Origin of the sequence: Acinetobacter seifertii (assembly GCF_000368065.1) — a bacterium.
GTDB classification, from domain to species: domain Bacteria; phylum Pseudomonadota; class Gammaproteobacteria; order Pseudomonadales; family Moraxellaceae; genus Acinetobacter; species Acinetobacter seifertii.
Window position 1 is genome coordinate 246,620 of record NZ_KB851203.1, and the last position, 12,790, is coordinate 259,409.

General features: G+C 38.9%; 15 protein-coding genes, 1 tRNA gene and 2 pseudogenes. 6 read left to right on the forward strand and 12 right to left on the reverse strand.

Annotation, left to right across the window (positions count from 1 at the left end; genetic code table 11):
• Positions 1-49 precede the first annotated feature (49 nt).
• Positions 50-952, reverse strand: a complete 903-nt coding sequence (locus F985_RS21205; RefSeq protein WP_004705058.1) for a helix-turn-helix domain-containing protein — start codon at positions 950-952, stop codon at positions 50-52.
• A gap of 762 nt (positions 953-1,714) precedes the next feature.
• On the opposite strand from F985_RS21205, the gene F985_RS21210 reads away from it, so the two are divergent.
• Positions 1,715-2,266 carry a TetR/AcrR family transcriptional regulator gene (locus F985_RS21210; RefSeq protein ID WP_004705060.1) on the forward strand — a complete coding sequence of 184 codons (552 nt, stop codon included), beginning with the start codon at positions 1,715-1,717 and terminating at the stop codon, positions 2,264-2,266.
• 55 nt (positions 2,267-2,321) lie between these two features.
• Here F985_RS21210 and F985_RS21215 read toward each other — a convergent pair whose 3' ends face one another.
• Complete coding sequence (locus F985_RS21215) at positions 2,322-2,738, reverse strand: carboxymuconolactone decarboxylase family protein (RefSeq protein ID WP_004705061.1); 417 nt, start codon at positions 2,736-2,738, stop codon at positions 2,322-2,324.
• Positions 2,739-2,849: 111 nt separating this feature from the next.
• Between F985_RS21215 and F985_RS21220 the strand changes: the two genes are divergently transcribed.
• Positions 2,850-3,164 carry a winged helix-turn-helix transcriptional regulator gene (locus F985_RS21220; RefSeq protein ID WP_004705064.1) on the forward strand — a complete coding sequence of 105 codons (315 nt, stop codon included), beginning with the start codon at positions 2,850-2,852 and terminating at the stop codon, positions 3,162-3,164.
• A gap of 34 nt (positions 3,165-3,198) precedes the next feature.
• Here F985_RS21220 and F985_RS26230 read toward each other — a convergent pair.
• The 7 genes and pseudogenes from F985_RS26230 to F985_RS21250 all read right to left on the reverse strand — a co-directional run.
• Positions 3,199-3,342 (reverse strand): annotated as a pseudogene (locus F985_RS26230) (hypothetical protein); the annotation flags it as partial.
• A 32-nt stretch (positions 3,343-3,374) separates the two neighbouring features.
• Entirely contained in the window at positions 3,375-5,021 is a 1,647-nt protein-coding gene (locus F985_RS21225) for an IS66-like element ISAba17 family transposase (RefSeq protein ID WP_001094416.1), read from the reverse strand.
• Between the two features lie 74 nt (positions 5,022-5,095).
• The gene (gene tnpB, locus F985_RS21230; RefSeq protein WP_000618090.1) at positions 5,096-5,431 is read right to left on the reverse strand and encodes an IS66 family insertion sequence element accessory protein TnpB; all 336 of its coding nucleotides are present in this window, start codon (positions 5,429-5,431) and stop codon (positions 5,096-5,098) included.
• Entirely contained in the window at positions 5,428-5,856 is a 429-nt protein-coding gene (tnpA, locus tag F985_RS21235; RefSeq protein WP_000364662.1) for an IS66-like element accessory protein TnpA, read from the reverse strand. The genes tnpB and tnpA overlap by 4 nt, the downstream gene beginning before the upstream one ends.
• Positions 5,857-5,899: 43 nt before the next feature.
• A pseudogene (locus F985_RS21240) lies at positions 5,900-6,163 on the reverse strand (hypothetical protein); the annotation flags it as partial.
• Positions 6,164-6,240: 77 nt separating this feature from the next.
• On the reverse strand, positions 6,241-6,459 hold the full coding sequence (locus F985_RS21245; RefSeq protein ID WP_004705067.1) for a DUF6500 family protein: 219 nt from the start codon (positions 6,457-6,459) through the stop codon (positions 6,241-6,243).
• A 27-nt stretch (positions 6,460-6,486) separates the two neighbouring features.
• Entirely contained in the window at positions 6,487-6,822 is a 336-nt protein-coding gene (locus tag F985_RS21250) for a winged helix-turn-helix transcriptional regulator (RefSeq protein ID WP_005300806.1), read from the reverse strand.
• Positions 6,823-6,937: 115 nt separating this feature from the next.
• Between F985_RS21250 and F985_RS21255 the strand changes: the two genes are divergently transcribed.
• From F985_RS21255 to F985_RS21265, 3 genes are all read left to right on the forward strand, one after another.
• Complete coding sequence (locus tag F985_RS21255; RefSeq protein ID WP_004705070.1) at positions 6,938-7,495, forward strand: NAD(P)H-dependent oxidoreductase; 558 nt, start codon at positions 6,938-6,940, stop codon at positions 7,493-7,495.
• A gap of 144 nt (positions 7,496-7,639) precedes the next feature.
• Positions 7,640-8,419 carry a hypothetical protein gene (locus F985_RS21260; protein ID WP_004705073.1) on the forward strand — a complete coding sequence of 260 codons (780 nt, stop codon included), beginning with the start codon at positions 7,640-7,642 and terminating at the stop codon, positions 8,417-8,419.
• Between the two features lie 133 nt (positions 8,420-8,552).
• Positions 8,553-8,894: a DHCW motif cupin fold protein gene (locus F985_RS21265; RefSeq protein WP_004705075.1), complete on the forward strand. Its 342-nt coding sequence runs from the start codon at positions 8,553-8,555 to the stop codon at positions 8,892-8,894.
• Between the two features lie 60 nt (positions 8,895-8,954).
• On the opposite strand, the gene elbB is transcribed toward F985_RS21265, so the two are convergent.
• The 3 genes from elbB to F985_RS21280 form a co-directional block, all read right to left on the reverse strand.
• Positions 8,955-9,617 (reverse strand): isoprenoid biosynthesis glyoxalase ElbB, encoded by a 663-nt coding sequence (gene elbB, locus F985_RS21270; RefSeq protein ID WP_004705077.1) that lies wholly within the window; start codon positions 9,615-9,617, stop codon positions 8,955-8,957.
• A gap of 89 nt (positions 9,618-9,706) precedes the next feature.
• Positions 9,707-10,519: a helix-turn-helix transcriptional regulator gene (locus F985_RS21275; RefSeq protein WP_004705081.1), complete on the reverse strand. Its 813-nt coding sequence runs from the start codon at positions 10,517-10,519 to the stop codon at positions 9,707-9,709.
• Between the two features lie 136 nt (positions 10,520-10,655).
• Positions 10,656-10,745: transfer RNA gene (locus tag F985_RS21280), tRNA-Ser, on the reverse strand.
• Positions 10,746-10,862: 117 nt separating this feature from the next.
• On the opposite strand from F985_RS21280, the gene F985_RS21285 reads away from it, so the two are divergent.
• The gene (locus F985_RS21285; RefSeq protein ID WP_004705082.1) at positions 10,863-12,740 is read left to right on the forward strand and encodes a potassium transporter Kup; all 1,878 of its coding nucleotides are present in this window, start codon (positions 10,863-10,865) and stop codon (positions 12,738-12,740) included.
• Positions 12,741-12,790: the final 50 nt, after the last annotated feature.

A 12,790-nucleotide genomic window follows, 5' to 3' on the forward strand; every position in this document is an offset into this window, starting at 1 on the left:
TGACGTATAACATTCAAACCAATAATTATAAAATTCAAACAATCTGTTTTTAGGCCACACAGTCTTCACGGAATTTTTTAGGTGAAAAACCCGTATTTTTCTTAAAGAAGTTGGTGAAATACGCTGAATATTCAAAACCTAAGCTATAGGCAATTTCGGAAATATTCCAACTGGTGTGTTGGAGCAGTGCTTTGGCTTCTTGCGTAATGCGCGAGCTAATATGGTCAGAAGTCGTTTTACCTGTGGCTTCTTTTACAGCGCGGTTTAAATGGTTCACATGTACCGACAGACCATAAGCATAGTCATTTGCAGTTTTGAGTTTAAGCTGAAAATGTGGCGAGTCGATGGGAAACTGGCGCTCTAATAACTCAAAGAACAAATGGCAAATCCGAACTGCAGCATTACTATGTTTTTCAAACTGTTGGGTCGGTTGCATTTTCATGGCTTCGTGCACAAGTAGGTGCAAATAGTTTCTTAAAACGTTGTATTTATGAATATAGTCTGAATTTATATCATTCATCATCTTTTTGAAAATAAATGAAATTTCTTCAACCTGCAGGTCATTTAAAAAATATAGCGGGTCGCCGTCGACTTTAAATAGCGGTGAGTCTTTTAAAAAGCTTTGTCGCGACTCTTGGTTTACAAATTCTTCGGTAAATAGACAAAACCAGCCTGCCTGTTCAGGCGAATTAATTTCCCATGCATAGGGAACCATGGGGTTAGAAAACAGTAGAGCAGGGCGGTCGACTCGTATCCAGCGGTTGGCGTAGTGTAGTTCGCCTGTGCCTAAAACCAGTGAAATTTTATAATAATCGCGGCGGCTATAAGGCGTCAGAAACGAGCAGGCATCGCGTTGGAATACGTTAAAATGTCCAAACGAAGTCGATGGAACCGAGTAGTCGCTACCTCTGGTTAAAGAAAAGCGTTGATAAAAATCATGTATGGTTTCCATGTCATTGCCTGCATGCGTTATCAATTTATTTAAAGTTATAAAATTCAAACTTTATTTACTGTAGCTTTTATTTATAGCGTGATCAATCTGTTCATTTAAACAGGTTTGAAAATGAACGGTAAATTAATAATAAAATAAGCAGATAAATTAAACTTTAAGAAAATATATTCTTAAATCACTAGGCCAATGAAAAATAAAAATAATCTTTATAAATGAATAGCCAATATCACATTGACACTTAAAAACACGCGGATTATCCTTTGCCTGCTGGCCATATTGCCAGTGGGTTTTAGCAGACCCTTTTACACAAGAGTACGAAAAGCTTGCTTTTCAGTACTGGATCCTTACGTCCCCCTTTTTTCTATGGTAGGACGGAGGGGGACGCGCTTGCGCGTGCTGGGTCCTTGTGTACCAGTCTGCTAACCCCTTTCGTTCTGCCACCATTATTTAGCAGTAATCGTGGTAGTTCTTCTTTAATACACAAGGAGTCCGCCATTATGCGTACTATTTCATCTCTCTCATTGGCAACCATTGCCAAAATCTTTAGGTCTACATCCCACTGGTCTTTAGAGCGGTTTAACCGACTCTAGGTTTTAAGCCATAGGTCATTACGACTAAAAAATCATAGCAACAATAAAACCCGAGGTAGGCGAGCACACCTTTTTGTGCGGCTTTTGCATGCCTGTTTTTAACGCTCAATTTAAGAGTGACGGCATTTCTATCTCTTTTATTTACAACAAAAAATTATTTTAAGCGGTACACATGAAAAATTTAGACGCTTCACGTAGGGCATTACACGTGATTGATACAGCAACAGATTTATTTAAACAATATGGCTTTAATAAGGTCGGGGTAGACCAAATTATTGCCGAATCTCAAATAAATAAAGGCACGTTTTACAACTACTTTCACTCTAAAGAAAGATTTATTGAAAGGTGTTTGCTCACGCAAAAAGAGCAGTTACAAGAAAAAGTGAGTGTGGTGAGTGAGTTTTACCAAAATGCAGATTTGTCTGATCAACTCAGGCAAATTTATCTTTTACATGCTGACTTAAAAAGCGCGTATTATCTGTTGTTTAAGGCGATTTTTGAAATTAAAAAGCTTTATCCAAATGCATACCAAATCGCACTCAGATATAGGCGATGGCTTAAAAATGAAATTTTCTGCTTGCTCATGGAAACCAAAAAAACGGTTTCCTATACAGAAGCGGAGATCTTTGTATTTATGATGGATGGCACAATTCTGGGGCTGTTAAGTTCAGATGAAGAAAGGGAAAGAGATGCTTTGCTTGAGTATTTTTTAAAATGGATTTGATGGGGGGGAAGGCCTAACTTTAGGCCTTTTTTAAACTTAAAAATTTGTATGGGGCTTAATCGCCTAAGGTAATTCTTAGTCTGTTTAATGCTCCCATTAAAGAAATACTCGCTGTTAAATCTACAATCTCTTTTTCACTAAAATACTGAGCCAAACTTTCTCTGGTCGCTTCAATTTGTTTCGGAGCATTTAAATAGGTAATTGCGGACGCAAACTCCAAAACGACTTTTTGTTTTTCAGAAAAGGCTTTTGAATGTTTATACCCCGGTATTTGGTCAATAACTTCTTGAGCTATGCCAAAGTCTCTTAACTCCTTGGAATGAAAAGCACAACAATATGCACAACCATTGATTTGAGATACATACAACTCGGCTAAAGCAGTCAGTTTTGGGTCTAAATCTGAAGATCTAATAGAAGAATGAGCTGAATATAAATGCCCGATGGTTTTCTTTGAAATTTCTTTATATTCCACAGTAAATATCCGTGACTGGTTAGATAGAAGCATTATTTATAATTAGGTATAGGTTGTAAATTAGGCATTTTTTTGTTATGTAGGTATATTTATTATACTTAGTAATCATCTATGAAAGATAACATTTCAGGCTGTACAGTCGAAGAAGCCATAACGGTGTTAGGCGGCCGTTGGCGCATGCTCATTATTTCTTTTTTATTAGAAAGAACGATGCGTTTTAATGAGTTACGCAGAGCAATTCCTAATATTTCTCAGAGAATGCTGACTTTAGAGCTACGTTTTTTAGAAGAAGAAGGTTTTATTCTAAGAGAAGTCTATGCACAAGTTCCTGTTAAGGTTGAATATTCTTTAACTGAGGAAGGCCGAAAATTAGAAAAGCTAGTTGATGTATTAAAAGAAATTGGTGGATGGCTTAAATCGAGATAGTTTTGTTTGGCGTAAGAGGAGTTGTTTGATTATTTTAAGGAGGGGAACTCATGATTCGATAATTTTGAGCCAACTCATGAGCTAAATTTAGAATATATATTTCAGGATTCTTTTGAATAATTTCATCAAAAAAATTAGGACTATTTTTTAGAATTTCAGGCAGCTGAGTTGTGTCAGACGTAAGCATCCGCTGAACGCCATCGCCAAGTTTTAACGGGGTTCAGGTTTCCAGCGGTGAGGTAGTAATTCTTCTATTTGGGGCACTTTATGTGTTGGCAACCTTTTCAGCACATCACTTAAATAGGCATACGGATCCAAGCCATTCAGCTTTGCTGACTGGATTAAAGTCATGATATTGGCAGCTCGTTGACCACTGCGCAGCGAACCTGCAAATAGCCAGTTCTTACGCCCCAAGGCCCAGGGACGCATTTGGTTCTCTATCCAATTATTGTCAATGGGTAGATTGCCATCATCCAGATAGCGGCTTAAAGCAGTCCAACGTTTTAGGCTGTAATTGATCGCCCGGGCGGTTGGAGAACTCGATGGCACCGTCAGCTGATGTTGGTTGAGCCATTCATATAGTTGTTGCATGACCGGTTGACTATGCTGTTGTCGGTATTCGCAGCGGTCTTCCGCTGTACCATCCGTCTTTTTTCTTAATTCTGCTTCTATCGCATATAATTTCTGAATCAGCACTAATGCCTGTTCAGCGACCTGACTTTTCTTGGTCACATGTAGTTCATGGAATTTACGACGTGCATGTGCCATGCAGCCCACCTCAATGACCTGACCTGATCTAAAGCGTGCTTTATAACCACTGTAATCATCACAGACCAAATGACCCTGCCAGCCTTTCAGGAAGTCTTCAGCATGCTGGCCAGAACGGCTATCTTGAAAGTCATAGATCACTGCCTGAACTGGATTGTACTGTGTGCTGGCATAGGCCCAGACATAACCTTTTTTGGGCTTTTTCTCATTTTCACCCATCTGCATGACCGTCACCGGTGTTTCATCTGCATGGATCACCTGCTGTTGCAGTACCACCTGTTTTAAGGCATTGGCCAGAGGTTCCAGTTCCACCCCACAGCGGCCAATCCAGTCAGATAACGTTGATCTAGACAGATCAACACCTGCGCGTAGAAAGATTTGACGTTGACGGTACAAAGGCAAATGATCGGCATACTTTGACACCAGCACATGGCTAAGCAATTCAGGTGAAGCAATGCCTTTATCAATCACATAGGCTGGCATCGCTTGCTGAGTCAGAGTGTCACACTGATCACAGACCCATTTACCACGCACATGCTGTTCCTTATAGAACTGTGCCGGTCTGAAATTCAGTTTTTCACTGACATCTTCACCGATACGACGCAAGGTACAGCCACAACTGCATTGTGTTGATTCAGGTTCATGCTCAATACGGAGGGTGTGTAGATGATCTGGCAACAGCCGACGTTTAGGTTTGTTGACTGGGGCTTTCTGTGCAGCTGCATTGGTTTTATCTGCATTCAGTCGTTCCAGTTCCAGATCAACCGCTGCAATATCTTCTTCAACCGCTTCATCCCAGAGATGGATTTGTTTTGCGGTTAGATGTTCGTTTTTACTGCCGAATTTATGCTGTTTAAATAGTGCAAGCTCATGCTCGTATTTTTGATTGAGAATAGAAAGATGTTGAACTTTAGAATCTAATTGCTGATTGGTGACTTCAAGATGTTGAACTCTGGCATCTAATTGCTGATTTGATTGTTCCAGTTGTTGTTTAGATTGTGCCAGAGACTGATGCTGCATCGCCAACTGTCTGGTAAATTCCAGCAGTTGTTCATGGGTCAGTTGGCTTAAATCAGGCAGCGTATTCATGACCGCAGTATGCCTGAGGTCATGATGCAGAGGAAATAGAACGTTTGGAGAATAGCAGAATGGATGAGCCTGGTTTAGAGCATTGTTACCACTTGCTGCAGTCCGATTCTTTGCCAGGGCAAACCCTGGATCAGTGCCTGTAACTGCTCCGGGCTGATCGCCATACTTTCACCCTGGTGAACTTTAGCCCAGTGGAATTTCCCCTGTTCCAGCCGCCGGGCACACAGCCAGATACCCAGTCCATCATGCACCAGCACTTTCATACGATGGCCACGCTTATTACAGAACAGGTAAGCGCAATGCGGTTTGATGTAGCCAAAGGCTCTCAGCACCTGAGCCATGGCTGTATCCATCCCTGCACGCATGTCCATCGGCTGGGTAGACAACCAGATCTCATCAATACGAATCATTGAGTCAAACCCTGGATCAGCAACAGTAATTCAGTTACTGACTCCACCGGCCAGTCGATCTCGATCATCTGATCCCTTGCGGAACTTGGTGCCTCATGTAATGGAATCCTGATATGAGCGACAGCTTTCTTCTCTGGCACAGGTGGTAGAGGTGCTTCTTGTTTGACTGGAGTCGGGTGAAGAATGACCGGAAGAAAGTCAGTCTGTGGAATGGATGGGGTTTTTAATGCAGGGGGCATTGATCTGGACTGACGAATCCATTTATGTAGCAGATTGGCATTGATCTGATGTTGCATTGCTACCTTGGCCACTGATGTATCTGGCTGCTGGCATTGCTGAATAAGTTGATGTTTAAATTCAGCTGTGAAGGTTCGACGGGGCTTTTTTAGCGTTGGTGCACTGTCTATAACTGTCTTTAAATCCATAAATAGGTGTCCACTTAAATTTAAGTGGACACTATCGCGGTATTAATGAGTTAGAAAAAGTGGGGTTCAGCGGACGCTTACTGTCAGACTGATGTTGGAGGGCTAATAAAATTATTAGTAATTCATAGGTATAGTCTAGCTGAGCGTCATTTTTAATAAGCTTTATAACATGTGAAGAAAATTCAAAAGCTTCTGCTGGTAATAGCGAATAAATATTCTCATCAATGAAAGTAGATAAATACCATTCATCCAATTCTTCTTTTGAGGCTAATTTTTCAAGAAAACTAGATAAAGTATTTATAAACATTTTTATCCTTTCTCACTTTATCTCTAGTATGAAAATTAAAGACTATCCTCTTTTAGAATAGTCTTTCACTCTAACTTTTACTGCTCACTTAAAACCAACTGTTTAATTTTAACCGCCTTCTCAAAGTGATCTAGCTTATGCTCCATAATCCACCAATGCGCTGCTTCCATCAGTAGCTCAGGATTATCATTCTTATTTTTAAAAAAAGCATAAAAAGACAGACCGACATTGTCTCCCTTCTTCTCAATTTTATCGTCGCATCCCTTAATAAACATTTCTCTTAATTCATTTCTCATATTTAGTATCACTTCAAGTCTATAAAACTAAGACGGCTTATTTTGCTCGCCCCATTGGCACATCATATCTAACAAAGGAATTAAAGATTGCCCTTTTTCTGAAAGACGATACTCAACCTTTGGCGGAATTTGAGGATATTCCTTGCGAGTAATCAGTCCATCTCTTTCCAATTCTTTAAGCGTATTACTGAGTGTTCTAAACGAAATATTGCCAATACAACGTTGCATCTCATTAAAACGCATGACATTTTTTTCATACAGCCAATACATAATAATCATTTTATATTTGCCATTAATCAAAGAAAGGGTATAGCCAAAACCCGTATCTTCTAATGGTGTATATGAAGGAATGCACTCAGTCATTTTAAAATCTACACTATCTTTTAGTATAGTATATAACATAAATTACCGTACTTATATTTAGGAAAGCACACTTCTATAATCGATTTATCAACTTTCCGATAAGAGTGTTTTCATAATGAAAAAGACATTAGTCATTGTTACCCATCCTCACATAGACCAATCTGTTGTAAATAAAAGATGGGTAGAAGAACTAGAAAAACACCCCGACCAATTTACGGTTCACCAAATTTATCAAGCCTACCCAGATGGGGTGATTGATGTTGCTAAAGAACAAGCACTGGTCGAAGAACACGAAAATTTAGTATTTCAATTTCCAGTGTATTGGTTTAACTGTCCGCCGCTATTGAAACAATGGATTGATGAAGTTGTGACTTATGGGTGGGGGTATGGTTCAACAGGTGACAAGCTTAAAAATAAAAAGTTTATGTTGGCTTTATCTGCGGGTGTGCAAGAAAAAGTTTATTCAGAGTATGGTGGATATAACCTTTCTTTAGAGCAAATTTTTACTCCATTTAAGCTAACAGCTTTATATGTTGGGGCAGACTATCAACCACTTCATGCATTTTATGGTATAGACACAAATCCATCAGAAGATGACGATGTGCCCACTCAACAAGACATAGCGGATAATGCGGTTCAGTATGTTCAGAAGTTATTAGCGCTGTCTGAGTAAGCTTAAAAAGGGGGAGGCCTAGACTTGAGAGTTTGGGCTTCTTATATAGAAGATTTTTGAAAAATTAGATTAAGGTTTTAAGTTAAATATACAATTTATTTATGGTATAAATGTCCGCTAAATATAGATTAAATTTAAAAATTTATGACTATTCTTGATATTAAAGAAAAAGAAAATTCCCTTATAACTGACGATGCTCATGAATTAATATGCTACGCAACAATCAGTGAAATAAACTCATGGAACGATGTTGTTAACTTATATTCAGAAATTAAGCAGAAGCATTTACCTAAAAAAGTATTATTACTTTTAGAAGATATTGGGCAATGTGAATACACATCCATGCATGCTTCAATGGGAGATGGTCTTTATTTTGATACTACAGAATTCGTTGAAGATGACAGTGCAGCAAGTTGGGAAAATACTCGACCTTTAGAACTTCAATATCATATTGAACAGTTATTGAAGCCAGAAAATTATATAGACTTTAATAACTTGCCTAAAAAGCTTAACTATAGCGATGAAGATCAAGCGACTCTGCTACAGATCAATGCTGAACCCGAAAAAATTTTAGATGCTGTTATTCAAGTAAAGTTAGTCAATAGTCAAACTGAAACTCAAAAATTTGCAGCATGCCTCAATGGATATTTTAGTTGTGATTTGAACCCTTTTGAGTCTTTTAGCTTGATTGAGCATTTAGATCAAAACTATGGCTTAGAGTATGTGGGTTTAGGTGCAAGCTTATTATTCTTTATGAAAACACCAAAATTTGATGCAAATAAAACGCCTCAATTGCTTAATGAGTTGAGCAACTTTTATCAATTCAATCAAACAACGCATAACCAGCTAGAACAACATTTATCTCATCATGAATATCTTATTTTGCCTTATGTAGAGTCATTAGAAGTGTTCGATTTGGATTAAGGCTGATGAGGGAAATCTAACGGACTTCTTTTTGATTTAGGCAGTGGACCTTAAGAGTAAATGCTTTAAATCGTTTGCAAAAACCAATTTTGTCTATAAGTTGAAAATACAATAATACGTCTCTGGAAAAACTATGAATATCGCGCCTTTTCCATTTCAAATTACAAACTGGGAAGAAATTGAAGTCACTGAATATAGCGGTGAAACAGGAAAACCTTATTGGAAAACCCAATTTTTTGGTGAAGAAGGAAATAAAATTAGAGTGAGGCTTGTCGAGTACTCTGCAAACTATTTGGCAGACCATTGGTGTGAAAAAGGGCACATTTTATTTTGCCTAGAAGGTGAGCTAGAAAGTAGATTGAAAGACGGGCGAACATTTACTTTAACGTCAGGCATGAGTTATCAAGTCGGAGACAATTCAGAGCCACACCAGTCTTTTAGCTTAAATGGTGCGAAGTTACTTATCGTTGATTAGATTTATACAAAGAACGCAATCAAATAAAGGGATAGAAATCTCTATCCCTCATCAAACATCTTAATTTTCCAAAGTTGTCATGGCATCAACCAAGCTTGTAATCCCTGCATAAATATCTTTTAAGTTAGCTTGATCATCCATATAGGCAGGGGTAGTAACAAATAAGTTTTGTTGATCGACCACACAGTCTGAGGTTTGACAAACACGGTGAATTGAACCCGTTTTTTCAATTTCCTTAGCAATGTTAAGGTCCGACCCTAACGTAATAGTTGGGTGTAATTCTCCAAACGTAAGTGCCAAGAGTGCAGGGGATATGCATATTGCGCCAATCGGTTTCTTACTCTGATGAAACGCTTTTAAAATTGAAGCTACCGTACCATGTACTCGTGCCTCTGCGCCTTTAAACGCAAAAGTTGATAAATTTTTTGCGACGCCAAAACCACCCGGAAGTAGAAGCCCATCAAATTCATTTGCATCGAGCTTATGCAGTAGTGAAATTTCACCTCGGGCAATTCTTGCCGCTTCTTGTAAAATATTTCTCCGCTCAGTCATGTTTATTTCGCCACTCGCATGGTCGATGACATGAAATAAAGGCTCATCAGGTGCAAAAATTTGATATTCAATATTGGCTGTATCTAAAGCTAATAGGGTTAAAACAGATTCTCTAATTTCAGAACCATCTAAATAACCACAACCCGACAAAATTACTGCTACTTTTTTCATTTACTTTCTCAAGAACTTTTTTAAGTGTGCAAAAGATCTTAAGTTTTCTTCTAAAAATTTTTTATACGCAGATTTGCCATAAATTCGCCCTAAGTGAGCATTTTGGTTTTGCGTAGCTCACGTGGGGTAATCCCAAACAAATTTTTAAATTGTTCAGTAAATCGAGATTGAGATTGATAGCCACATTCAAATGCAATATTGCCAATACTGTTATTGGTGGTTTGAATAAGATGCAGTCCATGGCCTAGTCGTACTCTATTACGAATGTCCTGAATGCTGTTTCCTTCGCTTTTCAGTTTTCTTCGTAGCGTCGATGAACTCATAAAAAGTTGAGCCGCGATAAATTCAGCGGTGAGTTCAGTAGATAAATGATCAGAAATAAAAGCCTGAACTTTTTCGCTCAAGCTTGTATTCATTTTGAGTTTAGCAATGTCGGTATAGCCCGAATAATAAATAAGTTCTAAAAGTTCTCTTTTTCTAAATTTAAACGCAGAAGGAGGGGCAACTAAAGAGAAGTCTATAAACTGATACAGGGCACTTTCTAAAAGAGAATTAAGCTGGCCTTGAACATAGTTCTGAGAAGTACCCGCGTTTTGAGGCAAGTCATTAAAATCTTCAAAATCAAACTCGATAAGAAGAGCGAAATATTCTTCCTGATCAGGAATATTACGCATATCAATGCTAGAGCTGTTGGCTAAAAAAATAAAAGAACCAGCATCACACTTAATATTTTCAGATTTTCCAAGTTCTTTGTATCCACTTAATACAATAATGAGTAGGGGTTTAGAAATCGGAACGTTTGTGATTTTTTGCTCTTGGTAAGCTGAATAGACCGCAAAAGGCAGGTTTAAGTTGCGATGCTCGAGCAGGCTTTTTTTAGCTAAAGAGATAAGATTCTGCATTGAATTTAAATATTTACTTAAATTTAAACGTTGTGATGGATATAAAAATTATCAATATTCTTTTGGCTATTTTTAGTGTTTTAGCCAATAAAAAAGCCTAAACCGATTAAGTTTAAGCTTCTTTAAATTTGAATTCTGGCGGTGAGAGAGGGATTCGAACCCTCGATACGCGCAAACGTATACACACTTTCCAGGCGTGCTCCTTAAGCCACTCGGACACCTCACCAAGGCGTGCGATAGTAACTAAAAAATCAGGTTCTGCCAAGATTTAAGACGAGCATTACAGAAAAAAAATAATAGAGGTGATAAGATTGCGCTAAAAATCTATTGGTTTAATTACACAATGCAAAATACGGCCAAAAAAGCGACCTTGCCTGCCACGGCTTTGGCAGCTCTTGGGGTGGTCTTTGGAGACATCGGAACGAGTCCGCTCTATGCCTTGAAAGAGTCCTTCCATGCTGCCCATGGTTTGGGAATTCAGCCTGAAAACGTATTAGGAATTTTATCCATTATTTTTTGGTGCTTAATGCTGATTATCAGCATCAAGTATGTCGCAATTGTCATGCGTGCAGATAACAATGGGGAAGGCGGTATTATGGCCTTACTCGCATTGAATTTGCGTAAAGCAAAAATTGCCGACAACAAAAAAATCTACATGATTGCCATTGGCTTTATTGGGGCATCGCTGTTCTTTGGTGACGGTATTATTACCCCAGCAATTTCGGTATTGTCCGCGGTCGAAGGGTTGTCTATTGCAACCAATGTTTTTGACCCGTTCATTATGCCAATTGCAATTGCCATTATCATTACGCTGTTTTTAGTGCAAAAACATGGTACTGCGTTTGTAGGTAAGTTCTTTGGTCCAATTACGCTTGTGTGGTTTATCTCTTTAGGTGCATTAGGCCTTCATAGCGTGATTCAAACACCAATTGTACTCGGCATGTTTAGCCCGCATTGGGCAATTCAGTTTATCTATCATCATCCAGTCATGACCTTTTTTGTGATGGGTGCTGTGGTGTTAACCGTGACAGGTGGTGAAGCACTTTATGCCGACATGGGACATTTTGGACCAGTTCCGATTCGTCTTGCGTGGTTCTTTGTGGTGTTGCCATGCTTAGTTTTAAACTATGCAGGACAGGGCGCATTGTTACTTCGTGACCCTGCGGCAATTGAAAACCCATTCTATTTACTGGTTCCTCAGTGGGCACTTTACCCAATGATTATTATGGCGACTATGGCAACAGTGATTGCCTCTCAAGCTGTAATTTCAGGGGTGTTTTCTCTTGCTCGCCAAGCGATTCAATTGGGTTATTTGCCACGTTTAAGTATTAAACATACCTCTGAGTCTGAAGAAGGTCAGATCTATGTACCGTTCTTAAACTGGTTACTTTTAATCGCAATTATTATCTTAATTCTGATTTTCAAAACCAGCTCAAACTTGGCAAGTGCTTATGGTTTAGCAGTGACCTTAACCATGCTGTGTGACACGATTTTGGTTTCCATCTTTATCTACTCGGCGTGGAAATGGAGCTGGCCAAAAGTGGTGTTACTGATTATTCCATTCTTCATTTTAGAATCGGTTTTAGTCGCAGCAACTTCACTTAAAGTGCTATCAGGTGGTTGGGTGCCGTTGCTCATTGGTGGTATTGCGGTCACTATCTTAATGACATGGAAACGTGGTCGTGAGCTTACCTTTGCTAAACTCGAACATGACACGTTGTCTTTAGACTTGTTTGTGAAAAGTATTGGTAATAGCGTGCATTGGGTACCGGGTGATGCCGTGTTTATGACAGGTACACCAAACGTTGTACCTCATGCCATGTTGCATAACATCAAGCACAACAAAGTACTGCATCAGCGTAATATTCTGGTCACTGTGGTGATTGAAGATGTACCTTTCGTTGCACCAGAAGAACGTATTACGACAGAAGCTTTAGCTGAACATTTCTACCGTATTAAAATTTTCTATGGTTTTAAAGATGAAATGAATGTGCCAAAAGCACTCATGAAAGCTTATGAGCAGTTAGGTCTTGAATACGACTTAATGCATATCAGCTTCTTTATTTCGCGCGATCGTATTGTTCACTCGGTGGGTGATGGTATGTCGCCATGGAGAGAAAAGCTGTTTATTTCGATGCAGCGTAATACCAGTCCGGTGAGTGACTTCTACCAAATTCCAACCAACCGAGTGGTGGAGTTAGGTAGTCAAATCGAAATATAAAATTTGATGTAATAAAAAAACCAAGACATAAGTCTTGGTTTTTTTATGGC

What these genes read in the sequence shown, in the direction of transcription:
- F985_RS21265 (WP_004705075.1), top strand. Translation starts at nt 8,553, where the DNA reads ATGAATATCGCGCCTTTTCCATTTCAAATTACAAACTGGGAAGAAATT.
- tnpA (WP_000364662.1), bottom strand. Translation starts at nt 5,856, where the DNA reads ATGGATTTAAAGACAGTTATAGACAGTGCACCAACGCTAAAAAAGCCC.
- F985_RS21260 (WP_004705073.1), top strand. Translation starts at nt 7,640, where the DNA reads ATGACTATTCTTGATATTAAAGAAAAAGAAAATTCCCTTATAACTGAC.
- F985_RS21250 (WP_005300806.1), bottom strand. Translation starts at nt 6,822, where the DNA reads ATGACTGAGTGCATTCCTTCATATACACCATTAGAAGATACGGGTTTT.
- F985_RS21205 (WP_004705058.1), bottom strand. Translation starts at nt 952, where the DNA reads ATGGAAACCATACATGATTTTTATCAACGCTTTTCTTTAACCAGAGGT.
- F985_RS21210 (WP_004705060.1), top strand. Translation starts at nt 1,715, where the DNA reads ATGAAAAATTTAGACGCTTCACGTAGGGCATTACACGTGATTGATACA.
- F985_RS21220 (WP_004705064.1), top strand. Translation starts at nt 2,850, where the DNA reads ATGAAAGATAACATTTCAGGCTGTACAGTCGAAGAAGCCATAACGGTG.
- F985_RS21275 (WP_004705081.1), bottom strand. Translation starts at nt 10,519, where the DNA reads ATGCAGAATCTTATCTCTTTAGCTAAAAAAAGCCTGCTCGAGCATCGC.
- tnpB (WP_000618090.1), bottom strand. Translation starts at nt 5,431, where the DNA reads ATGATTCGTATTGATGAGATCTGGTTGTCTACCCAGCCGATGGACATG.
- F985_RS21285 (WP_004705082.1), top strand. Translation starts at nt 10,863, where the DNA reads ATGCAAAATACGGCCAAAAAAGCGACCTTGCCTGCCACGGCTTTGGCA.
- F985_RS21245 (WP_004705067.1), bottom strand. Translation starts at nt 6,459, where the DNA reads ATGAGAAATGAATTAAGAGAAATGTTTATTAAGGGATGCGACGATAAA.
- F985_RS21255 (WP_004705070.1), top strand. Translation starts at nt 6,938, where the DNA reads ATGAAAAAGACATTAGTCATTGTTACCCATCCTCACATAGACCAATCT.
- F985_RS21225 (WP_001094416.1), bottom strand. Translation starts at nt 5,021, where the DNA reads ATGAATACGCTGCCTGATTTAAGCCAACTGACCCATGAACAACTGCTG.
- elbB (WP_004705077.1), bottom strand. Translation starts at nt 9,617, where the DNA reads ATGAAAAAAGTAGCAGTAATTTTGTCGGGTTGTGGTTATTTAGATGGT.